The organism is Levilactobacillus mulengensis (assembly GCF_003946045.1).
GTDB lineage: Bacteria > Bacillota > Bacilli > Lactobacillales > Lactobacillaceae > Levilactobacillus > Levilactobacillus mulengensis.
In genome coordinates, this window is sequence record NZ_RHNW01000010.1 from 44,642 (window position 1) to 66,595 (window position 21,954).

The 21,954-nt window shown below is 51.9% G+C and carries 21 protein-coding genes; 15 read left to right on the forward strand and 6 right to left on the reverse strand.

Annotation, left to right across the window (positions count from 1 at the left end):
• Positions 1-19: 19 nt before the first annotated feature.
• The 5 genes from EKM84_RS09660 (at position 20) to EKM84_RS09680 (ending at position 6,665) form a co-directional block, all read left to right on the forward strand.
• Entirely contained in the window at positions 20-763 is a 744-nt protein-coding gene (locus EKM84_RS09660; RefSeq protein ID WP_125765562.1) for an alpha/beta hydrolase, read from the forward strand.
• A gap of 18 nt (positions 764-781) precedes the next feature.
• Positions 782-3,187 carry a ribonuclease R gene (gene rnr, locus EKM84_RS09665; protein ID WP_125765563.1) on the forward strand — a complete coding sequence of 802 codons (2,406 nt, stop codon included), beginning with the start codon at positions 782-784 and terminating at the stop codon, positions 3,185-3,187.
• Between the two features lie 15 nt (positions 3,188-3,202).
• Positions 3,203-3,676 carry an SsrA-binding protein SmpB gene (gene smpB / locus EKM84_RS09670; RefSeq protein WP_125765564.1) on the forward strand — a complete coding sequence of 158 codons (474 nt, stop codon included), beginning with the start codon at positions 3,203-3,205 and terminating at the stop codon, positions 3,674-3,676.
• Positions 3,677-3,766: 90 nt separating this feature from the next.
• A complete protein-coding gene (locus EKM84_RS09675) occupies positions 3,767-4,510 on the forward strand; it encodes an amino acid ABC transporter ATP-binding protein (RefSeq protein ID WP_125765565.1) in 744 nt (247 codons plus the stop codon).
• Between the two features lie 355 nt (positions 4,511-4,865).
• A complete protein-coding gene (locus EKM84_RS09680; RefSeq protein ID WP_125765566.1) occupies positions 4,866-6,665 on the forward strand; it encodes a MucBP domain-containing protein in 1,800 nt (599 codons plus the stop codon).
• A gap of 42 nt (positions 6,666-6,707) precedes the next feature.
• On the opposite strand, the gene EKM84_RS09685 is transcribed toward EKM84_RS09680, so the two are convergent.
• Complete coding sequence (locus EKM84_RS09685) at positions 6,708-7,253, reverse strand: LURP-one-related/scramblase family protein (RefSeq protein WP_125765567.1); 546 nt, start codon at positions 7,251-7,253, stop codon at positions 6,708-6,710.
• Positions 7,254-7,375: 122 nt separating this feature from the next.
• Here EKM84_RS09685 and EKM84_RS09690 point away from each other — a divergent pair, with 122 nt between their 5' ends.
• The 5 genes from EKM84_RS09690 (at position 7,376) to EKM84_RS09710 (ending at position 11,504) form a co-directional block, all read left to right on the forward strand.
• Positions 7,376-8,095, forward strand: a complete 720-nt coding sequence (locus tag EKM84_RS09690) for a uracil-DNA glycosylase (protein WP_125765568.1) — start codon at positions 7,376-7,378, stop codon at positions 8,093-8,095.
• Between the two features lie 47 nt (positions 8,096-8,142).
• The gene (pta, locus tag EKM84_RS09695; protein ID WP_125765569.1) at positions 8,143-9,117 is read left to right on the forward strand and encodes a phosphate acetyltransferase; all 975 of its coding nucleotides are present in this window, start codon (positions 8,143-8,145) and stop codon (positions 9,115-9,117) included.
• Positions 9,118-9,285: 168 nt separating this feature from the next.
• Entirely contained in the window at positions 9,286-9,759 is a 474-nt protein-coding gene (gene tsaE / locus EKM84_RS09700) for a tRNA (adenosine(37)-N6)-threonylcarbamoyltransferase complex ATPase subunit type 1 TsaE (protein WP_125765570.1), read from the forward strand.
• Complete coding sequence (locus EKM84_RS09705) at positions 9,756-10,271, forward strand: GNAT family N-acetyltransferase (RefSeq protein ID WP_125765571.1); 516 nt, start codon at positions 9,756-9,758, stop codon at positions 10,269-10,271. Before tsaE ends, EKM84_RS09705 begins: the two co-directional genes overlap by 4 nt.
• A 216-nt stretch (positions 10,272-10,487) precedes the next feature.
• Positions 10,488-11,504, forward strand: a complete 1,017-nt coding sequence (locus EKM84_RS09710) for an aldo/keto reductase (protein WP_125765572.1) — start codon at positions 10,488-10,490, stop codon at positions 11,502-11,504.
• A 141-nt stretch (positions 11,505-11,645) separates the two neighbouring features.
• Here EKM84_RS09710 and EKM84_RS09715 read toward each other — a convergent pair whose 3' ends face one another.
• The 4 genes from EKM84_RS09715 to EKM84_RS09730 all read right to left on the reverse strand — a co-directional run bounded on the left by EKM84_RS09715 (position 11,646) and on the right by EKM84_RS09730 (position 13,942).
• Positions 11,646-11,849 (reverse strand): helix-turn-helix domain-containing protein, encoded by a 204-nt coding sequence (locus EKM84_RS09715; protein ID WP_203639804.1) that lies wholly within the window; start codon positions 11,847-11,849, stop codon positions 11,646-11,648.
• A 14-nt stretch (positions 11,850-11,863) separates the two neighbouring features.
• Complete coding sequence (locus EKM84_RS14345; RefSeq protein ID WP_225418183.1) at positions 11,864-12,439, reverse strand: DUF2975 domain-containing protein; 576 nt, start codon at positions 12,437-12,439, stop codon at positions 11,864-11,866.
• A 158-nt stretch (positions 12,440-12,597) separates the two neighbouring features.
• Positions 12,598-13,134, reverse strand: a complete 537-nt coding sequence (locus EKM84_RS09725; protein ID WP_125765573.1) for a 3'-5' exonuclease — start codon at positions 13,132-13,134, stop codon at positions 12,598-12,600.
• A 43-nt stretch (positions 13,135-13,177) separates the two neighbouring features.
• Positions 13,178-13,942: an exodeoxyribonuclease III gene (locus EKM84_RS09730; protein WP_125765574.1), complete on the reverse strand. Its 765-nt coding sequence runs from the start codon at positions 13,940-13,942 to the stop codon at positions 13,178-13,180.
• 195 nt (positions 13,943-14,137) lie between these two features.
• Between EKM84_RS09730 and murB the strand changes: the two genes are divergently transcribed.
• Both murB and EKM84_RS09740 read left to right on the forward strand, forming a co-directional pair.
• On the forward strand, positions 14,138-15,052 hold the full coding sequence (gene murB, locus EKM84_RS09735; RefSeq protein ID WP_125765575.1) for a UDP-N-acetylmuramate dehydrogenase: 915 nt from the start codon (positions 14,138-14,140) through the stop codon (positions 15,050-15,052).
• 30 nt (positions 15,053-15,082) lie between these two features.
• Positions 15,083-17,215 (forward strand): cation:proton antiporter, encoded by a 2,133-nt coding sequence (locus tag EKM84_RS09740; protein WP_125765576.1) that lies wholly within the window; start codon positions 15,083-15,085, stop codon positions 17,213-17,215.
• A gap of 194 nt (positions 17,216-17,409) precedes the next feature.
• Here the strand turns inward: EKM84_RS09740 and EKM84_RS09745 are convergent, their stop codons facing one another.
• Positions 17,410-18,069, reverse strand: a complete 660-nt coding sequence (locus tag EKM84_RS09745) for a DUF1361 domain-containing protein (protein ID WP_125765577.1) — start codon at positions 18,067-18,069, stop codon at positions 17,410-17,412.
• Positions 18,070-18,306: 237 nt separating this feature from the next.
• Here EKM84_RS09745 and cdaA point away from each other — a divergent pair, with 237 nt between their 5' ends.
• The 3 genes from cdaA to glmM are packed head-to-tail and all read left to right on the forward strand — an operon-like array spanning position 18,307 to position 21,521.
• On the forward strand, positions 18,307-19,155 hold the full coding sequence (cdaA, locus tag EKM84_RS09750) for a diadenylate cyclase CdaA (protein ID WP_125765578.1): 849 nt from the start codon (positions 18,307-18,309) through the stop codon (positions 19,153-19,155).
• Entirely contained in the window at positions 19,155-20,129 is a 975-nt protein-coding gene (locus tag EKM84_RS09755; protein WP_125765579.1) for a CdaR family protein, read from the forward strand. Before cdaA ends, EKM84_RS09755 begins: the two co-directional genes overlap by 1 nt.
• 36 nt (positions 20,130-20,165) lie before the next feature.
• Positions 20,166-21,521, forward strand: coding sequence for a phosphoglucosamine mutase (glmM, locus tag EKM84_RS09760; RefSeq protein WP_125765580.1), 1,356 nt, complete (start codon positions 20,166-20,168; stop codon positions 21,519-21,521).
• Positions 21,522-21,954 lie beyond the last annotated feature (433 nt).

The following is a 21,954-nucleotide window of genomic DNA, read 5'->3' on the forward strand; positions in this document are numbered from 1 at the left end:
CGGAAAGTGGTGGTTTTACATGATTCGAAAACCAACCCCGCTCTTTTTCGAGCAGGGGCCTCAAGCAGTGATTCTACTGCACGCTTATTCCGGGAGCTCCAATGACATGCGTATTTTAGCGCGCCGGCTACAGGGTGAAAATTACACCGTGCTGGCGCCAATCTTTACTGGCCACGCCACGGGGGACCCGGCCGATGTTTTGCGGCTGGGTTCACCGAAGCAGTGGTGGCAGGACACTGAGGACGCGATTGCTTTGTTAAAGCAACGTGGTTACGAGCGGATTGCCATCTTTGGCCTGTCGTTAGGTGGCTTGTTTGCGACGCGAGCACTCCAGGAACATCCTGAACTTCTCGGTGGTGGGACGATTGCCTCCCCCGTGATCTACCGGGGACAAACCAACGTTCCGGCGGCATTTATTGAAATGGCTCGTGCCAGCTACCGGGAACAGAACATTACGGGGGATGACCAAGAACAACGTGTGGCGTGGTTGAAAGACCATTTGAACGCGCAGTTGATGGCCATTCAGGCGTTCGCTGATACGACAGCGACGCATTTAGACCGGGTGAAGCAACCCGTCTTCATTGCCCAAGGGGATGCGGATCACATGATCGACCCCCGTTCGGGTAAGTGGTTGGCGGAGGCCTATCCGGCCGACCAAATTGATTTTCACGAATACGCAGGAGCAGGTCACGTGTTAACCGTGAACACCGCGCACCGCGCATTAGAAACGGACATTTTAGCTTATCTACAAACAATCTTTTAAAATAACGAGGAATCGATAGTGCAAGATAATACATTGAAAACAGATTTAACAGCTTTCTTCCGGTCTCATTCGGAACAGAGCTACACAGTTGAAGATATTTCGGATGCACTCCACTACCACGGTTCAGCTGCTTTTAAGCTGATCGTGCAGGAGTTAGCACAGTTGGAACGCGACGGTCTTGTCCAAGTAACGGACCACGGTCATTTTCAATTGGATCCTAGCCAACGGACGTTGACCGGGATTTTCCACGGTAACGACAAGGGCTTTGGCTTTGTCGCATATGATGAAAACAAGATTGAACCGGATGCTTACATCGCGCCTAACAACACGTTACGGGCCCTGAACGGCGATACCGTTAAAATCGAAATTGTTCGCGCGGGGGATCCTCGTAGCGGCAAGGGACCTGAAGGTAAGGTCACGGAAATTGTTGAACACCACTACGAACAAGTTGTTGGTGAATTCTTCAAGACCGAAGACGATAACGGTTATTTGGGTCAGGTTCGTTTAACGGACAAGAAGGTCATGAAATACAAGTTCTACGTGACCGCTGTTGGCTTGAACCCCACCCCAGGTGAGGTCGTCACGGCTGAAATTACCGAATACCCAAGCGATGCGCATCCAGATGCCATGGTTGGGATTGCCAAGCAAGTCATCGGGAGTGTTGATGACCCTGGTATCGATATTTTACAGATTGTGTACCAACACAATATTCCTTCTGAATTCCCAGAAGAGGTCATGCAGGCCGCTGATGAGATTCCAGATCACGTGCTGCCCGAAGAAATGGCTGGCCGTGAAGATATTACGGACCAAGATTTGGTCACCATTGATGGCGAGTCTTCAAAAGACTTGGATGATGCCGTTACCGTTTGGAAATTGCCTAACGGAAACTACCATTTAGGGGTCCACATCGCTGACGTTTCCCACTATGTTCAAGAAGATTCAATCCTGGACAAGGAAGCCTACAAGCGGGGGACCAGTGTCTACTTGACTGACCGGGTTATTCCAATGTTGCCACGGCGCTTATCTAATGGGATTTGTTCCTTAAACGAGGGCGAATTGCGGTTATGTATGAGTTGTGACATGGAAATTGATGACTCCGGGAACGTGGTTAAGCACCGGATTCACCCATCTGTCATGCGTTCTAAGGCGCGAATGACCTACACGGCCGTTAACCAAATCTTGGAAGCTCATGACCCATTGACCATGGACCGTTACAAGTCACTTGTCCCAATGTTTGAAGCTATGGGCGAGTTGCACAAGATTTTGGTTAAGCACCGTAAGCGTCGTGGGGCCATTGATTTTGATGACCGCGAAGCTGAAATCATTGTCGATGACAAGGGCCACGCCGTAGACGTTAAGTTACGGACACGTGGAATCTCCGAACGGATGATTGAATCCTTCATGTTGGCAGCTAACGAAACGGTTGCGGAACACTACTTCCGTGCCAAGGTACCTTTCTTATACCGGGTCCACGAAACGCCAGATGGCGACCGTGTCCGGAGCTTCTTTGAATTCTTAACGGCCTTCGGGATCAACGTTAAGGGTGATGCCGATCACTTACGGCCAAAGATGTTGCAAGGTATTCTGAAGCAGGTTGCGGGTAAGCCTGAAGAAGCCATGGTTTCTGTGATGATGTTACGGAGCTTGAAGCAAGCCCGTTACGCTGATCAGTCCTTGGGTCACTTTGGGTTGGGCGCTGAGTTCTACACCCACTTTACGTCACCAATCCGGCGGTACCCAGATACCATGGTTCATCGGATGATTCACTACTACGAAGACCACGGTACCGGCGATAGCAGCAAGGAAAAGTTTGCCCCAATTCTGGAAGAAATCGGGATTCACACGTCCGAAGCTGAACGTCGTGCCATTGATGCTGAACGTGATACCAACGACATGAAGATGGCAGAATACATGGCTGACCACGTCGGCGAAGAGTTTGACGCCGTGGTTAGTTCCGTCATGAAATTCGGGATGTTTGTCGAATTGCCAAACACCATCGAAGGGTTGATTCACATCAGTCGGATGCAGGATGACTACTACGAATACGTTGAAAAGTATCTGGCCTTAGTTGGGCGCAACACGCGTCGGACTTACCGGATCGGTCAAGAAATTCGGGTTAAGGTTATCCACGTCGACAAGGAACAAAGTGAAATTGACTTTGAATTATTAAATCCAGAAAAAACACCAACTAGTGATTTATTACCACACCGTGAACACCGCTCTCGTGGGGGCAACTTCCACGGTCGGAGCAACAATGGTGGTCATAGTAATGGTAATAATCACGGTGGCAACCGTAATGGTGGCAATCACCAGAACGGGAATCAGCGATCATCGAACCAACGTGGTGGGAATAATAGCCAACACCGGAGTAATAACAATGGTGGCGGCCAACACCGCAACAATTCACAAGGTGGTCGGCACTAAGCGAGGTGACTGAACTTGGCGAAAAAAAAGTCCAAGAAAACACCAGATAACGTTTTAGCTCAGAACCGGAAGGCACGGCATGACTACGCAGTCACGGAAACGGTTGAAGCCGGACTCGTTTTAACGGGGACGGAAATCAAATCGTTGCGTGAACGGCGGGTCAACCTGCAAGACGGGTTCGCCCAGATTCGGAACAACGAAGCGTGGATGATGAACGTGCACATCAGTGAGTACGTTCAGGGAAACCGATTCAACCACGATCCGTTGCGGAACCGGAAACTCCTGTTACACAAGAAGGAAATTCGGCGGTTAGGTCAAGCAACAATGGATAAAGGGGTTACCCTGATTCCGTTGAAGATGTACCTGAAGCATGGATTTGCGAAGGTGTTAATTGGGGTTGCCCATGGGAAACGAGAATATGACAAGCGCCAAACAATCAAACGGCGGGAACAAGACCGGGAGATTGCGCGGGTCATGAAGCGTTACTAGTCATTTATAAGGGGGACAGCAGAACTTGGTTGGTTCGGCTGTCCCTTTTTACATAAAATTGGGATAGGTTTTTATTGGGAGGCTAATTAAATGGCAACTGCACCAAAAATTCGGGTCAAGGACCTGCATAAGGCCTTTGGTCAAAATGAAGTTTTGAAGGGCATTACACTCGATGTCCAGCCCCAGGAAGTGCTCTGCATGATTGGGCCCTCGGGTTCCGGGAAGAGTACCTTTCTCCGTTGTCTAAATGGGTTGGAACAAATCACGAGCGGCGAGGTCTGGGTGGAAGGCCAACGGGTTGGTGACCCGAAAGTCAATCTGAACCAGATTCGTGAGAACATCGGGATGGTATTTCAGCATTTTAACTTGTTTCCGCATTTGTCCGTGCTCCAGAACGTGACGTTGGGGCCCGTTCAGTTGAAAGGCCTGAGTAAAGCCGCCGCTAAAGAGCGGGCCGAAAAGCTCCTCCAGCAGGTTGGCCTGGAAGATAAGGCTGAGGCGATGCCCCATTCGTTATCCGGCGGCCAGCAACAGCGGGTGGCCATTGCGCGAGCACTGGCGATGGAACCCGAAATCATGCTGTTCGATGAACCGACCTCGGCACTAGACCCCGAAATGGTCGGGGACGTGTTGCAAGTCATGCAGGATCTGGCAGAAGGTGGCATGACCATGGTCGTTGTGACCCACGAAATGGGCTTCGCCAAAAACGTGGCCGATCGCGTGGCCTTCATGGATGAGGGGATTATCCAAGAGGCAGGGACTCCCACAGAGGTGTTTGACCATCCGCAGAATCCGCGGACGCAGGAATTCTTAAATAAAGTGCTTAACGTTTAGACAAAAAATCCGTTCTGGTTAATTCCGGGGCGGATTTTTTGTGATTTCGACAAGTGACAGAACTAACGTGAATGCTGATGTAGTCCTGTTTATCACGAATGCTTTAAGACTGAAAAAAGTTGCGAGTGATAGCAGTTTCATTAGTTTTCACTATGTGCTATTATATGGCTGGTAAATATATTCACTAATGCATATGATTTGAAGATAAATTAAATCAAGTGTTACTAATTTGAGGCTATACTTGGCAATGTAGCAACGTATTTTAATCATTGCTTTTTTGACGGGCGATTCATGGCCAGAGGGACTTTTGAACTAAAAGTAAAACGATAAACGAACCTTGAGGAGGGGAAGACTTATGAAGTTACAAGCGACGATTTTGTTAGCAGGATTGACCTTAGGAATGGCCCAACCCGTCAGTGCGGTCGTTTTGCCGCAGACAGCACCGGTTGTGACTGCACAGGCCGCAACAACGAAAGATGATATCCAGTATGAAGGCGACTATGGCGTTCACTGGACGTTATCAACTAGTGGGGTTCTCCATTTAGGTGCCGGCACGCTAGCCGATGAACCGATGCCACCGGCGAGTGGAACGGGATCGAGTGATGGGCAGTTTGCCAAACAGATTGCGTTAAAACAGGGGCTCACGACTCCCAGTGATGCTGAGCTCACGGCCGCCGGGAGTCTAGTGACCAAGGTCGTGCTGGACGGGCCGATTAAGACCTCCGCCAACGCCGCCAATCTTTTTGCACAGTTGCCCAATGTGACCGACTATGAGAATTTGAATTTACTCGATACGTCTGCGGCCACCTCCATGAAGGGGATGTTCCTGCAGATGAACGGCAACAAAGTGTTGACCTCGCTGGACGTTTCTCACTTTAACACGAAAAATGTGACGACCATGTGGGGGATGTTCTATGGCCTCAAAGGAATCAGTGAACTGGACCTGTCGAATTTTGATACCGGACAGGTGACGGCCGCGACGTCCATGTTTTTTGGCGATTCTAGTTTGCAAGCCATTAACCTGGCCAATGCAACGTTTACTAATTTGAAGAGTGCCGACTACATGTTCTCAGGGTCTGATCTACGGACAATTCGCTTGGATTCCTTTGCGCCACCGGCAACCTTTTCGGGGTACGGCATGTTTGCCAACAAGACCACGATTGGGCAAGTGACGTTTGGCCCGAAGACCCATTTCGCCGGGGATCCGAAATTGAATGATGCCCAGACGGTTCCGGATGAATTTACCGGATTGTGGCAAGCCGTGGGCAAGGGGACGATTCAAAATCCCCTCGGCGATGAGTTCGCTCATGGTAAGGACATTACCGATCTGTATAACGGGACGGACAATCCGAGTGGTGTCGTCACCTACGTGTGGCAGCCGGTCAATCGGGTGATCGAACCGACGACCCCACCCGTGGTCACGCCACCTACCGTTACGCCACCCGCTGTCACGCAGAGCCAGCCCGTGACCGTTCGTTACCTGGATGAAAAGGGTAGTCAGCTGGCCAATAACCAGGTGTTGACTGGTGACATTGGTGAAATCTATCAAGCTAACCAGCTGAACTTTGCCGGATACAAGCTGAACCGGATCGAGGGCCAGGTCAACGGGACGTTTAGTGACCGTGCCCAGACGGTGACCTTCCACTACACGCGCAACTTGATGTCTGGTGGGGATGCCGCCACGGTGGCCCCAATCGCTAGCGTCGTTTACGCAACGAAGAAGATTGGGCTATATCAGACCAAGAATTTCTCCAAGAAGACGGTCAAACACTGGTACAGCAAGCAGAAACGGGCCAACCGGCCAATGTTTGTGGTGACCGGCACGGCTGATTCCAAGAAGGGCAATCTGCGCTACAAGGTCAAGGACGTGAATCATAAATCCAAGACAGCCGGGAAGACCGGGTATATCACGGCGAAACCAAGTTATGTGACGGGCGTGTACTATGCGACCAAGCAAGCTAAGGTTAAAGTGATTGCGAAGAACGGGCTTAACGCTTACCAGCAAAAAGCGTTGAAGACGAAGCGTGTCCACTATAGAAAGGGCCAACAGCTAAAGGTCAAAAAGATTGTTGCGTATCATAAGACGACGCGGTTCCAATTGACTAATGGCAAGTACGTGACGGCCAACAAGAAACTTGTGTTAGCCGTGAAATAGCAAAATCGGTATCAACCATGGAAACTGGCTGATACCGATTTTTTATTTTTTGGTAAATTGCGCAATGTCGCCAGTAGCCGGGGCCCAAGCGTGACTCCGCAGGGGAGCCAACGCCTTATGTTGATGCTTAGCCCAGCGGTCGAGAATCGCGGCCAGGCAGATGACTAGGGCTTCATGGTCGGGTTGATCGACGGCTAGTGTCGTGGTGCCCCCGCCGGATTGACTGACTTGGTCAATCGTGGCAATCAAGTCACGACCATGGGTGATTTTGAAATGGCCACTACTGAGGTTGCCCATGATGATCCAATTGAGTCCGCGGACGAACAGGACTTCGCGAATCACGCCGAAGGTCTTGCTGACGCGGCCGACCGTTTGCCGGTGATAGACCAGGCGAAATTTTGGCAACAGACCCAACGATTCTTGTTTGACCTCGGCTTCCAGTGCCCCGGCAATCGTGTAGACCGACAGCACGTCCGCTCTGAGCCCCCATTTACCCACGAGCAAATAGCAGGATTGATTATTCGTATCGCGGATGACCGTCGTCGCCTTGGCGGACAGCGCGGCCTGATTGAGATACAGTGTACGCATGGGGCTCCTCCTTTGCATCGTGCTCGAATTCGTTAAACCCATTCTAACATGTTTCACCAGAAGCTGTTCGATAATATCATTTAGCCGGCCGTTATGATAGAATAAAAGGCGAGGTGTTGGGAATGAAACCGTTTATTCATAATGACTGGTGGCCAGTGCTTGAGCCCGAATTTGAGCAGACCTATTATCAGGAACTGCGCAAATTCTTGGTCGAAGAGTATCAGCACTATCGCATCGATCCGGACATGTATCATATTTTTACCGCGTTCGAGTGGACGCCGTTTAGTCAGGTCAAGGTGGTTATTTTGGGGCAAGACCCGTACCACAATCCTGGTCAGGCGCATGGCTGTAGCTTTTCCGTTCGGCCGGGCACACCGATTCCACCGTCGTTGAAGAACATTTACAAAGAACTCGATAGTGACTTGGGCATCAAGCCGGTTAACCATGGCTATTTGGAAAAATGGGCCAAGCAAGGTGTCCTGTTACTTAACTCCGTTCTGACCGTGCGTGATGGCAAGGCTTTTTCCCATCAAGGGCACGGTTGGGAACGGTTAACGGACGCTGCGATTGCGAAATTGTCGGAGCGACCCGAGCCCGTAGTCTTTATCCTATGGGGGAGTGCCGCGCGGTCTAAGATCAGTTTGATTGACACGCAAACCAACATTGTGTTGCAAGCACCGCATCCCAGTCCGCTATCCGCTTACCGCGGGTTCTTTGGCTCCAAGCCATTTTCCAAGACCAACATCGCATTGACATCATTAGGGGAGACGCCCATCGACTGGCAACTACCAGAACACGTTACCGAAGATGAGACGTCCCGCCCAGCATCCAACCAAGCATAGACAGAGAGAGAATTGATTCGTGGGATATTTTATGGAGGTCATTATCTATGGAACTTTTTGATAGTCTCAAGCAAAAGATTAATGGACAAAACAAAACCATCGTTTTCCCTGAGGGGGAAGATGCTCGGGTCTTAGGTGCCGCTAGCCGCTTAGCCGCTGATGGCTTGATCAAGTCCGTCGTTTTAGGCAAGCAGAGTGACGTTGAAGCCACTGCCAAGGACAACAACATTGACTTGAGTCAAGTCACGCTGTTGGACCCAGCCACGATTCCAGCCGACCAACACAAGGAAATGTTAGATGCCTTGGTTGCACGTCGGAAGGGCAAGAACACGCCTGAACAAGCCGCTGAAATGTTAAAGGACCCGAACTATATCGGGACCATGATGGTCTACATGGGCCAGGCTGACGGGATGGTTTCTGGTGCCGTGCACGCAACTGGCGACACGGTTCGTCCTGCCTTACAAATTATTAAAACTAAGGAAGGCGTCAGCCGTATCAGTGGGGCTTTCATCATGCAAAAGGGTGACGAACGCTACGTCTTCGCCGACTGTGCCATCAACATTGAATTGGATGCTGCCGGCATGGCTGAAGTCGCCGTTGAAAGTGCCCACACCGCCAAGGTCTTTGACATCGACCCTAAGGTTGCTTTACTGAGCTTCTCCACTAAGGGCTCTGCTAAGGGCGAAATGGTTACCAAGGTGCAAGAAGCCACGAAGATTGCCCACGAAACGGCGCCTGATTTAGCCGTTGACGGTGAATTACAATTTGACGCTTCCTTCGTGCCAAGTGTTGCGGCTCAAAAGGCCCCAGACTCCAAGGTTGCCGGCCACGCCAACGTCTTTGTCTTCCCAGAATTACAATCCGGGAACATTGGCTACAAGATTGCCCAACGCTTCGGTGGTTTTGAAGCCATTGGACCCATCCTGCAAGGCCTGAACAAGCCCGTTTCTGACTTGTCTCGTGGTTGCAACGAAGAGGACGTTTACAAGGTTGCCATCATCACCGCAGCCCAATCACTTTAAACTTTTCATTTACTGGACACAAATGAATCGTGTTAAATAACGATACCCGGATTGCTATTTGCTAGCAGTCCGGGTATCATTTATTTTGGTGAGTCGTGAGCGGTTCGGAAATGGGGCTGGTCACGGCTAAAGGATGAGAAATCAGTTTTGAAAAAGGGGAATGGCAGTATGTTTGAAACGACCGTAACGAGTCCCGACCAGACGATGGCCTGGGGCCAAGCCTTAGCGCCGAGTCTACAACCGCGCGATGTGATTTTACTGGACGGTGATCTGGGAGCCGGCAAGACCACCTTTACCAAGGGATTGGCGCTCGGCTTAGGCATTAAGCGCAACGTTAAGAGTCCCACGTTTACCATTATTCGTGAGTATCAGAGTGGCCGCATCCCCCTGTACCACATGGATGTGTACCGCCTGGAAGATGGCAGCGGAGATGAGCTGGGCTTGGATGAATACTTCAACGGGGATGGCGTGAACGTGGTCGAATGGTCCCAGTTCATTGCAGATGAGTTGCCCGCCCAGTACCTGCGCATCGTGTTCAAACGTGACGATGAAGCCGGTGAAAATCAGCGGACGTTGCGGTTTGAACCCGTGGGTGCCCGCTTCGAAAAAATTGTGCAGCAGTTGGAGGACAGTCAAAAATGAGTGAAGAAGTCGCCATTCGTTTGCCAGAACCAGCCGACGCTGAAGATTTATTAGCGTTGCTAGACCGGCTCCAGCAGGAGAGTGATACGTTCAGCTTGGCCGATGCTGACGATCCCGTCAGTGCGGCGCAGGAAGCCGACCAGCTCAAACAAATCGCTGGCAGTCCGCGTCATTTGTTGCTGGTTGCCAGCCTGGGCAAGACACTGCTGGGGGTCTGCTCAATCGCACCGACACCCCAAGGAAACGTCGGTGAGCTCGGCATTGCCGTTGAGAAAAAATATTGGCACATGGGAATCGGCACGGCCCTGGTCGACGAGGCGCTGTACTGGGCCCAAACGGCCAGCGACTTGCAGGCAATCGGTCTGATTGTGCAGACCCGCAACGTGGCCGCCATGAAGCTGTATCAGAAGTTAGGCTTTACCCGCACGACGACCCCGCCAACGAAGGTCACGGATGATGATGGCGAGCGGGTTACGGCGGTTGAGATGGTTTATCAACTGGACGCTGATTAGAGCGTGACAGAAGGCGGTTACCAGTTTTAAGCGGAGCCGGCTGCTTCTTGACACGCGTTTCGGCCATAGAAAACTAGAACAGTCAAAGCATCTGGGAGCTGTCCCGGATGCTTTTTTCTTCGGCAAATTTAGATGAGTGGGGGCGGGCCACTGCTTCCTTTGTCTCCGTGAAAGCGGTATCCTTGAGGCGGGACATCACTTTGAGGAGGATGCAGGATGTATCAGGCAAATGAACAGCGTTACGATAAAATGACTTATAATCGGGTCGGCGACAGTGGCTTAAAGCTCTCCGCCATCGGCCTGGGTCTGTGGAACAACTTTGGCAGCGTGGATGATTATGCCACGCAAAAGGCCATCGTCCACCAGGCGTTTGACTTAGGAATCACCTACTTTGATCTGGCCAACAATTATGGCCCGGAACCGGGCAGTGCGGAAATCAACTTTGGCCGCATGCTGGCGACGGATTTGAAACCGTACCGCGATGAACTGGTGATTGCCAGCAAGGCGGGGTACGTGATGTGGCCCGGTCCCTACGGCAACTGGGGCTCCCGCAAGAGTATCATTGCCAGCGCCGACCAGAGCTTGCGGCGGACGGGCCTGGATTACTTTGACATTTTCTACAGTCATCGGGCGGACCCCCAGACCAATCCGGCCGAAACGGCGTTGGCCCTGGATCAACTGGTACGTGAGGGCAAGGCCCTATACGTGGGGCTATCCAACTATAGTGGGGCGCAAATCAAGGTCATGGCCGGGATTTTTCGTGAGTTACACACACCTTTTATCATTGACCAACCGCGCTACAACCTCTTGAACCGGCAAGTCGAAGATGATGTTTTGCCAGAACTGACCGCCGAGAAGAAGGGCGCCGTGTCCTTCAGCTCGCTGTGTCAGGGATTATTAACGAACAAATATTTGCACGGCATCCCCAGCGATTCTCGCGCCAAGAAGACCACGATTCCGTTCCTGCATCCCGCCCAGGTTGAACAGACTTTGGGAACGATTAAAGTCTTGAATGCCGTCGCCGCCAATCGCAATCAAAGCCTGGCGCAGATGGCCTTGGCCTGGAACCTGCGGCAACCCGCCATCGCCAGTGTGCTGATTGGTGCCAGCCGGCCGGAACAGGTCGCCGATAACGTGGCGGCACTGGACAACTTGGTCTTTAGCTCCGCGGAGCTTGACCAGATTGAAACGATTTTGGCCGCACAATCGCCCATTGATTGGGACGCTAAGTAGTCGATCGTCAAAAATTAGTTAGACAGTAAATAACAATACTGAACACAAAAAATCGGACCGCAAAAAATCGGACGAAGCATTTCTACAAATGTTTAGTCCGATTTTTGTACCATATATTTAATTGGTGATCATTTGGCAGCCTCATTCGTCAACGTATTTCAAAATATCCCCAGGCTGACACTCAAGCACGTGACAGATTTTACTCAGGGTACTAAAGCGAATGGCCTTGGCCTTGCCAGTCTTCAAAATTGAGAGGTTGGCCGGCGTGATGCCAATGGCCTTGGCCAGTTCTTGGCTGCTGATATTGCGCTCCGCCATGACCACATTCAACGTTAATTTCACCACAATAAGTCGACCTCCTAAACAGTCAAATCGTTTTCAGCTTTGACCCGCATCGCGTGGCGGTAAGTTTCGTAGATAGCTGCAAGCATGATGATTTGAAAGACATCGTGGAAACAGGTTTCCCAAGTTTCCGAGAAAACCCCGGTATTCACCCGCAGCAGCCAACTCTGTGACAGTTGGTTGCCACTAGCGAATAGCAGATCACCCAGTAGCATCATGACCTGCGCCTTGATAATCGTGATTAGGGCTAACTCGTTTGAGGTGGAGAAATAGTTTTGGTCGCGGATATTCGAGAGTAACTTAATCAGGGCTTTAAGCAGTTTAATTGTCGCCCATACCGTGAGGACCACCCCCACCGACATAATCAGCGCGTACGGCCAACTGGGGAAACGCTTCACGGCACCCAGTGTGGCTTGCTGATTGTTTGAGAAACGTAAAAAGTCAGAGCCGTTGAGAATGGCGTGAGTAGTGTGGTTTTGAAACGCATCGGCCAGGTAGATAATCGGATAAATGAGCATGAAATAACCGGCGACAATCCCAAATCTAAGAAACATAATTAAAACATTAATACCAATCTTTAACCATTTCGACATGGTTAACATCTCCCCTGAAATTTATTACGACTCGATAATACAATATCGATAAACAATAATCAATAGTCGATAATCAATAAACCAATTTTCATCAAAAAAAGGCTTAGCCGCCACCCACAAAATGGAGTGACGGCTAAGTCCGATGGAACTATTCAATATTAAGCATTCACCGTAACGAATGACTTCAACGGCTGCGTACCGAAGTGGTTGGCCTCGTACAACAGAATATTGGCACAGGCCAAGCTATCGTCGAGCGCGTTGTGGTGATGGTGCAGATCAATGTTCAACTCGTCGCAAACGGTGTTGAGTTTGTGATTCGGAAATTCCGGGAAGAACTTCCGACTGGTCTTCACCGTGTCCAGCGTCAGGTAGCGGGCGGTCGGCAGGTTGTAATGCTCCAGACTGCTCCGCAAAACACCGTTATCAAACGGCGCGTTGTGGGCAATCACTAACCGGTCGCGCTGGAAGAAGGGGGACACGTGCTCCCACACTTCTGGAAACGTGGGGGCGTTGGCAACGTCACGTTCATGAATCCCATGAATCTGGACGTTGCGCCAGAAAAAGTCGGTATCGGGTTTGATCAAGGAATAAAACTCATCAACGACTTGGCTGTCACGCACGATGGTCAGTGCGAGGGAACAGGCGCTGTAGCGTTTGCCGCTAGCCGTTTCAAAGTCCATGGCAACAAAATTCACAGGGACATTTTCCTCTCTTATGGGTTGACGATTAACAACAGGGTTAGACGGTCAGGTCCTTGACGTCCAGTTCAACGGGGCAGTGGTCCGAGCCCATGACCTGGTCGAGGATCTCGGCCTTTTCCAGTTGGTCTTGCAGGCGGTTACTGGTGATGAAGTAGTCGATCCGCCAGCCGGCGTTGTTGTCGCGGGCGTGGAACCGGTAGCTCCACCACGAGTAGCGTTCGGTGGCATCTGGGTTGAAGTAACGGAAGGTGTCCGTGTAGCCTTCACTCAGGAGGTGCGCCATCTTTTCCCGTTCGTCGTCGGTGAACCCGGCGTTCTTGTGATTGGTCTTGGGATTCTTCAGGTCGATTTCCGTGCGAGCCACGTTCAGGTCGCCACAGAAGATGACGGGCTTCTTCGCGTCTAGCTTTTGGACAAAGGCCAGGAAGGCTTCCTCCCAGCCCATCCGAAAGTCCAGTCGCTTCAGGCCGCTCCCAGAGTTGGGCGTGTAACAGGTCAGCACGTAAAAGTCAGGATATTCCAGCGTAATCGTCCGGCCTTCGTGGTCAAAGTCTGGGGCGTCGATGCCGTAGAGGACGTTCAGTGGCTTGTGCTTGGTAAAGAGCGCGGTCCCCGAATACCCCTTGCGTTCGGCGTAGTTCCAGTATTGATAATAACCTGGCAGGTCGAGGTCGATTTGGCCTTCCTGTAACTTCGTTTCCTGAATGCCAAAGAAATCGGCATCGAGGTCCTTAAACGTCTCGACGAAATTCTTTTTCACAATCGCCCGTAGGCCATTTACGTTCCAAGAAATAAATTTCATAACGCACCTCCAACTAACTAATTTTAGTATACCAGAAAAGTTAGAATTTGCTGTAATTGAAGCGTTCTCTCCCGGTTGGTTGGCGTTTCATGGTAAAATAATTCTATTGACGACAAAAATGGACCGACCGCAATGACAGTTGGCCCAGTGACTAACAAAACCAAGTTTAAATTTTTGCGGAACGAGAGGAAAATCATGATGATGGCAGATATAGCAACGGCATTTCCAGCAATTGAGATCTTACGTGACGAGCCTTTGGCCAACTACACGTACACCGAGACTGGGGGACCTGCCGATTACTTAGCATTCCCAACGAACATTCAAGAAACCAAGTCCTTACTGGCCTACGCCAACGAAGAAAAGTTGCCGGTCACCGTGGTCGGTAACGCCAGCAACCTCATCGTCCGTGACGGCGGCATCCGGGGACTGGTTATGATTCTGACGAAGATGAATCAGATTACGACCACCGGCAACACCGTGACCGCCGAAGCCGGCGCCGCACTGATCAAGACGACCCAGGTTGCCCAGGCACATGCCCTGACTGGCTTTGAGTTTGCGGCCGGGATTCCTGGGAGCGTCGGGGGTGCCGTCTTCATGAACGCCGGGGCCTATGGTGGTGAAATCAGTGAGGTCGCGCTCTCCGCTGAGGTCTTGACGCCAGCCGGTGAGATTCGGACGCTGACCAAGGCTGAATTCGATTTCGGTTACCGTCACAGCTCGATTCAAGATTACCATGATATCGTCTTGACGGCGACCTTTGCGTTGACGCCTGGCGACGGGCAAGCCATTCAAGCAAAAATGGATGACCTGAATGCCCGGCGAGCTGCCAAGCAACCGCTAGAGCTACCATCCTGTGGCAGTGTCTTCAAGCGGCCTACGGGTCACTACACCGGCCAGCTGATTCAAGAGGCCGGCTTGCAGGGCCTGAAGTGGGGCGGTGCCCAGGTTTCGACCAAGCACGCCGGCTTCATCGTCAACATCGACCATGCCACAGCCACGGATTACCTGGACCTGATTCACCACATCCAGGCCGTTATTTGGGAAAAGAATCAAGTTCATTTGGAAACAGAGGTCCGCATCATCGGTGAAGAACCGACGACCACGGCCTAAGCACACGAATTACAAAAGGGGGAACCTTATGTGCCTATAGTTGAAGCAGTGATCCTGTTGATCGTGTTAGTTTTGTTCTCTAATATTATCAGTCACTACCTCACGTTTATTCCGGTCAGTTTGATTCAAATTGCGCTGGGACTCCTCGTTGCCTTAATTTGGAAATTCGAGGTCCCACTGGAAACTGATTGGTTTTTGCTTTTGTTCATCGCCCCGTTGCTGTATAACGATGGGCGGCGCTTTCCCAGAAAAGAACTCTGGCGCTTGCGCGGCCCCATCTTTGCCAACGCCATCTGGCTGGTCTTCTTGACCACCATCTTGGGCGGCTTCCTGATTTACGAGTTGATTCCCAAGATGCCCTTTACCGTGGCGTTGGCCCTGGCGGCGATTCTGTCACCAACCGACCCCGTGGCGGTGCAGTCGATTTCCAAACAGGCCAAGTTGCCAGATAGCCTGCTGCACCTGGTGAGTGGGGAAAGTCTGATCAACGATGCTAGTGGCCTGATTGCCTTTAAATACGCGATTGCGGCGACGGTGACTGGGGCCTTCTCCATGGGAACGGCCGTCGGGGATTTCTTCTACATCAGTATCGTCGGCTTCCTGTCCGGGCTGATCTTCATGACAGCCATCCAGCTGTTGATGGATATTTTGCGCCGGCAAGGCATTGACGACGTGATCTTTAACACCGTACTTCAGATTGCCACGCCATTCGTGGTTTACCTGGTGACCGAAGAGATTACCCACGCATCAGGCGTTATTGCCGTGGTTACAGCCGGGGTGCTCTATCACGCCCGGGAAAACCGGATCGTTGAAGATTCACCAGAATTGAAATTAGTGACTGAAAAAGTTTGGGATATTATTATCTATTCATTGAACGGTATCGTGTTCGTGATTCTGGGGATCGAGTTACCCGTGGCCACGTCGAAGGTCATCAAGGGTGGCCAGTTCAACACCTGGCAAGCCCTGTTCTTTGCCTTCATGGTCTGGGTGATTATCGTGGTGATTCGGACAGTTTGGACCTACGGGTACGTCTTGTTTGAACGACTCAATCACAAGGAACGTTCCGAGCGGCCTGGGATACGGATGTCCATTTTATCCGGTCTCTCTGGGGTCCGGGGAGCCGTGACCATGGCCGGGGTCTTATCCGTGCCCATGACGGTGGCCTCCGGGGCCGGCTTTCCAACGCGGTCGCTGATGCTGTTCGTGGCCTCCGGGGTCATCATCATCAGTCTGGTGGCGGCGACGATTACGTTGCCATTGATTTCCACATCGCGGCAACCCCTGCAAACGCGGGCGAGTGCCAGCGATGAAAATGCCAACGAAATTGATCTGGACGAGGACGGCGAGGAGATTCCCGCCGACACCGTGCGCCAAATCAGTGAGGATGAGGCGCGGGCGTACATTATGCGCTTGGCCATTTCTAAGATTGAAGAGCTGCGGCGACCGAACAACCAGCGCGCCGCGTACGACTTGATCCTGGATTACCAATTTGTCATTCGTCGCTTGGAAATGAACTACCGCGCCGACACCGCGATGCAAAAGGTTTTGGAAGACGAAATCAAGCTGCGCGAGGTCACACTGGCCGGTGAACGGGCGTCCCTCAAGGAACTGCGCAAGGGTGAAAAGATTACCCAGACCAGTTACGTGGGGGCCATCCGGCGCATCGAAAACTTTGAGAACCGGCTGACTCAGGTCGCGGGGCACACCATGCCGAGCGTTCTGCGTTACTGGCGGGTCTTCTTCAAGCATATGTTCCGGAACGCCGCCTACTGGCTCCATTCGGAGGATACGGACCGGCTGCATGCCGAGAATAACCTGATTGAACGGGAAACGGCGAAGGCGGCCATCAAGGCGCTGTCACAGTACCTGGCCAGTTCCGACGTCGATGAGACCCAGTTCGATAACCAAGCGGTGTACCACTTGTTGGTCCAGTACCGGAACCGAATCGAACGGGCCAAGGCCGAGACGGCACCGGACCACGAGGACCTCTACCAACACCAGATCAACAAGTTACGGGTGCGGGCACTGGGCGCCGAACGGACCGGGATTCAGACGTTGCTGGAAGCCGGCAACATCACCTGGAACATGGCATCCCATCTTCGACAGTACGTGAACTATTCCGAGAACGTGCTGGTCATGTCGCTGAACAGCGAAGAGGGTTAGGCGTTCAAGGTCGTGTTTTCACGCAAATTTTAAAATCAGTCGCTCATTCTGAAATTAATCAGAGTGGGCGACTTTTTTCGTTCCCAAAATAAAAATGACAACCGACAGTCACGAGGACTAGCGGTTGTCATTGCGGGTTATTTATTAGGTTAGAACATCATGCAGTGGGTGATGGATACGGGGCTGATTCCTAGCTAATCCGTCACGTCACGGTTGTTCATGATGAGGTATAGGATCCAGTAGCAGAACAGCTGAATAACTGTCATCAGGACCACGAAGATCCACATGTCCGGCGTCCACATGGTCATCAACGGCCGAATGAACTGTTCAGGATTTAAGAACAAGTAAATCGTGTGGATCCGTAAGAAACGGCCGATGTACAGGCCAACCGACGTCAGGAAGGTCAGGAGCAAGACGACAATCAGCCGGGCAATCCCGTTGCCCTTAGCCAGTCGCGCGGTGATGGCCTGGCTGACGTGATTGAGACTCCAGAAGCCCAGAAACGAGCAGCTGATGGCACTGACAATCATGTAGGTGAAGTAGATCCACAGGTGCGGTGTGACGCGCAGGAGGCCGCTCATGGCGTAGGGCTGCAGGAGCGACAGGTGAAAGAGGTCAGTCAGCAGGTAGGGCGCGTTGGGATAAAAGAGTAGCCACAGCAGGACGAGTGGCCAGAATAGCCAGCCGCGCGGTCGTTTAGCCCCGAGATGAAAGCTGATCTCGATGGGGATGGCGCCTAGAAAGGTGTTGAGCACCAAGAACGAGAAGGGGTCCTTCGCACGGAAATAGAGGAAAATGAGCCACGCCACAAAGAAGACGCGGATTTCCCACCGGGCTCGCCGATTCATAGCCATCACCAATCCTTTCCCAAAGTACTACCCTCATTCTACAGCGCGGGGCCGAAATCGAACAGAATATGACTTCTATATTAGCAGATTATTTTCATTTAAATAACGGGTGAACCTGACCTTAAGAAATCTGTAAGCTTTGTGACCAATGGGGCAGAGTTTCACGGGATTGTCGGCAATCGGGGCGAAATGTCAGCGGTGCCGTGCTATAATAAAATTTGAATTCAATTTGGAGGGAAAGTCATGAACCTGGATTGGGGAAATCTCCTAACTATAGGAAATTTGGTCAACCTCCTCGACATTCTTGTGGTGTGGTTCGTCATCTATGAATTAATCGTGATGCTACGGGGAACTAAGGCTATCCAGCTCTTCCGTGGGGTTATTTTAATTCTGATTGTCCGCTTTATCAGTGCCTACTTGGGGCTGAACACGGTGTCGTGGCTGGTCGATCAAGTGATCAACTGGGGCGTTATCGCCATCATTATTGTTTTTCAACCAGAAATCCGGCGGGGGTTGGAGCACCTCGGCCGGGGGTCCTTGTTTGTCCGGGTGCGGCATGAAAATGAAGCCGCCAACAAGATGATCGAAGGCCTTGATAAAGCCATCCAGTACATGTCCAAACGGCGAATTGGGGCGTTAATGACCATTCAACGGGACACCGGGCTGGAGGACTACATTGAAACGGGAATCGACCTGGATGCCGAGCTGACCGGTGAACTACTGATCAACATCTTCATTCCCAACACCCCGCTGCACGATGGCGCGGTCATCATCCGTGATAACCGTATCGCCGTCGCGGCGGCCTACCTGCCCCTATCCGAGAGCAATCTGATTCCCAAGGAATTGGGGACCCGGCACCGGGCAGCCGTAGGGATTTCCGAGGTGACGGACGCGTTGACCATCGTCATTTCAGAAGAAACCGGGGAAGTTTCAATCACCAAGAACAACGAGCTGTTACGCGGGCTGACCCAAACGGACTACCTGAAGTTTTTACGCAACGAATTGGTCAATGATGAAGCCACTGACAACAATAACGTGTTCTTACGGGCACTGGATTGGTTTGATCAACGGTTTAGAGGGGGGCGGCGCTAATGAAGAACGCGCGTTATACCACGTGGTTGTACCGCATCCTGGCGCTGATTCTGGCCGTGCTGTTGTTCTTCTACGTCAACAGTACCAAGTCTTCCAGCAGTGGCTCGTCGACCAGCTCGACGGGGAACACCACGTCGCTCACGGCCACCAAGACCATGACAGTGTCGGTGCCGTTACAACTGAATGTGAATAGTAATAAATATTTCGTGACCGGCTACCCCTCCAAGGTCAAAGTTAAACTGAAGGGACCCTTAGCCTTAGTCACGACAACGGCCAACACGCAAAATTTTAAAGTGTACGTGGCGCTCAGTGATCTGGGTGTCGGCAAGCACACGGTCACCCTGCACCAGGAGGGCCTGAATCACGAAATTGAATCAAGCATTGATCCGGCGAAAATTAACGTGGACATTGAGCCGCGGCGAACGGTTTCATTCCCGGTCAAGGTTCGGTATAATAGTCAAAACATTGCAGCGGGGTATTCCGCTGGCAAGGCCACCTCTGACGTGACGACGGTCAAGGCGACCGGCGCGGCCAACGAGATCTCGCGGGTCAAACAGGTCATCGCCCAGCTGACGGTGCCGGCCAACACCAAGAAGACCGTGAATAACCAAGCGGTCATTGAGGCGCTCGACAGTAGTGGCAAGACGGTCAACGTTATTTTGACGCCGTCGACCACGACCGTGAACCTGCCAGTGACGTCTGACGGGGAGAGCCAAAAGGTCAGCGTGAACCTGAACGCCAAGAACGGGTCATCGGGAACGTCCTATAAGCTGAGTACGACCAGCAACAAGGTCACGGCGTATGGGAGTTCCTCGCAGTTAAAGGCTCTGGGTGACAGCGTTGACGTCGACGTTGACGTAAGTGATGTGAAGAATAAAACGACCAAGACGGTCACACTGGACACCAATGATAACGATGTCACGGCATTTGACCCGTCAACCATTAAGGTCACGGTCACAGCAACAACCAAATAAAACCAACAAACAGATTGAGAAATGAGGAAATTTGACATGAAGTATTTTGGAACTGATGGTGTTCGGGGAGTTGCCAACCAAGATTTATCTCCCGAGTTAGCATTTAAAGTCGGCCGGTTCGGTGGGTATGTCTTGACCCAACACGCTGATAGTGACAACGCACACCCCCAAGTCTTAGTAGCCCGCGACACCCGGATCTCCGGTCAATTGCTGGAAAATGCCTTGGTTGCCGGCTTGCTGTCCGTGGGGATCGAAGTTCTCCGCTTAGGCGTGATTTCAACGCCAGCCGTGGCTTACTTAGTTCGGACGCAGGGCGCCGCAGCCGGGGTCATGATCACGGCTTCCCACAATCCCGTTGAATATAACGGGATCAAGTATTTCGGGAACGACGGCTACAAGCTGTCCGATGAAATGGAAGAAGAAATCGAAGCCCTCTTGGACGCCCCAACCGATGACTTACCACGGCCAACGACTGATGGCTTAGGCACGGTCGAAGACTACTCCGAAGGGAGCCAAAAGTACATTCAATTTCTGGAACAAACGATTGCGGATGACCTGGAAGGCTTACACATCGCGGTGGATTCCGCGAACGGCGCTACCAGCGGCTTAGTTTCCCGGTTATACGCGGACCTGAACCTGGACTTTGACACGATTGCCACCACGCCCAACGGCTTGAACATCAACGATCAAGTTGGGTCGACCCACCCAGAACAATTACAAAAGTTTGTTGTGGAAAAGGGTGCGGCCATTGGGTTAGCCTTTGATGGTGACGGCGACCGGTGTATCGCGGTTGACGAGGAAGGAAACATCGTCGACGGGGATAAGATCATGTACATCTGCGGGAAATACATGGCCGAACATGGGCGTCTGAAGAAGGACACCATCGTGACGACCGTCATGAGTAACCTGGGGATGTACAAGGCCATGGAAGCCCACGAGCTGAAGTCTGTGAAGACCAAGGTCGGGGACCGTTACGTGGTTGAAGAAATGCGGAAGTCCGGGTACAACCTGGGTGGCGAACAGTCCGGCCACATTGTCTTCTTGGACTTCAACACGACCGGTGACGGCTTGTTAACGAGTTTACAATTACTCCACATCCTGAAGGTGACGGGCAAGAAGTTGTCCGAATTGGCCGCTGACGTGAAGACCTACCCTCAAAAGTTGGTCAACGTGAAGGTTGCTGACAAGGAAGCTGCTTTGAACAATCCACAAGTCCAAGCCATGATCGCTACGGTTGAAAAAGAAATGGCTGGCGACGGCCGGGTCTTGGTTCGGCCTTCCGGGACTGAACCCCTGTTGCGGGTGATGGCGGAAGCGCCAACTGAGGAAACGGTTGCGGCTTACGTGGACCGGATTGCTGACGTGGTCCGCGCCGAAGTCGGCGTCGACTAGCGCTTGGGGTTAAACCGCGCCTTACCGGGCAGTAAAAATGGACCGGAACGCTGGGGAAGGACGCTTCAAGCCGAAGAGCGGTCTTGAAGCTTGCTTTGAACCTCGAAAATCGCGAGTTTCAAAGTCACCATTTTCTGAGCGGCGCTGCCGTTCAGAAAATCCGCCGGCTGAGTCCATTTTTACTGCCCTCACGGCTGACACGGGTTTAACCCGTGCTAGTCGAGACGATTCTTTGTTTAAAGTTTGGCTTAGAGAAGACCGGAACGTGGTAGGCGGCCGCCTGGAGCCAAAAGGCGGTCTCCAGGTTTACTTTGAGCCTCTGAGAAACGAGTCTCAAAGATACCAGTTTCCTTGGTGGCTCTGCCACCAAGGAAACTCCTACGACTGAGTTTATTTTCGCCGACCTCACGGCTGACATTAACTTAACCCGTGT

What these genes read in the sequence shown, in the direction of transcription:
- EKM84_RS09660 (WP_125765562.1), top strand. Translation starts at nt 20, where the DNA reads ATGATTCGAAAACCAACCCCGCTCTTTTTCGAGCAGGGGCCTCAAGCA.
- EKM84_RS09675 (WP_125765565.1), top strand. Translation starts at nt 3,767, where the DNA reads ATGGCAACTGCACCAAAAATTCGGGTCAAGGACCTGCATAAGGCCTTT.
- EKM84_RS09680 (WP_125765566.1), top strand. Translation starts at nt 4,866, where the DNA reads ATGAAGTTACAAGCGACGATTTTGTTAGCAGGATTGACCTTAGGAATG.
- EKM84_RS09685 (WP_125765567.1), bottom strand. Translation starts at nt 7,253, where the DNA reads ATGCGTACACTGTATCTCAATCAGGCCGCGCTGTCCGCCAAGGCGACG.
- EKM84_RS09690 (WP_125765568.1), top strand. Translation starts at nt 7,376, where the DNA reads ATGAAACCGTTTATTCATAATGACTGGTGGCCAGTGCTTGAGCCCGAA.
- pta (WP_125765569.1), top strand. Translation starts at nt 8,143, where the DNA reads ATGGAACTTTTTGATAGTCTCAAGCAAAAGATTAATGGACAAAACAAA.
- tsaE (WP_125765570.1), top strand. Translation starts at nt 9,286, where the DNA reads ATGTTTGAAACGACCGTAACGAGTCCCGACCAGACGATGGCCTGGGGC.
- EKM84_RS09705 (WP_125765571.1), top strand. Translation starts at nt 9,756, where the DNA reads ATGAGTGAAGAAGTCGCCATTCGTTTGCCAGAACCAGCCGACGCTGAA.
- EKM84_RS09710 (WP_125765572.1), top strand. Translation starts at nt 10,488, where the DNA reads ATGTATCAGGCAAATGAACAGCGTTACGATAAAATGACTTATAATCGG.
- EKM84_RS14345 (WP_225418183.1), bottom strand. Translation starts at nt 12,439, where the DNA reads ATGTCGAAATGGTTAAAGATTGGTATTAATGTTTTAATTATGTTTCTT.
- EKM84_RS09730 (WP_125765574.1), bottom strand. Translation starts at nt 13,942, where the DNA reads ATGAAATTTATTTCTTGGAACGTAAATGGCCTACGGGCGATTGTGAAA.
- murB (WP_125765575.1), top strand. Translation starts at nt 14,138, where the DNA reads ATGATGATGGCAGATATAGCAACGGCATTTCCAGCAATTGAGATCTTA.
- EKM84_RS09745 (WP_125765577.1), bottom strand. Translation starts at nt 18,069, where the DNA reads ATGGCTATGAATCGGCGAGCCCGGTGGGAAATCCGCGTCTTCTTTGTG.
- cdaA (WP_125765578.1), top strand. Translation starts at nt 18,307, where the DNA reads ATGAACCTGGATTGGGGAAATCTCCTAACTATAGGAAATTTGGTCAAC.
- EKM84_RS09755 (WP_125765579.1), top strand. Translation starts at nt 19,155, where the DNA reads ATGAAGAACGCGCGTTATACCACGTGGTTGTACCGCATCCTGGCGCTG.
- glmM (WP_125765580.1), top strand. Translation starts at nt 20,166, where the DNA reads ATGAAGTATTTTGGAACTGATGGTGTTCGGGGAGTTGCCAACCAAGAT.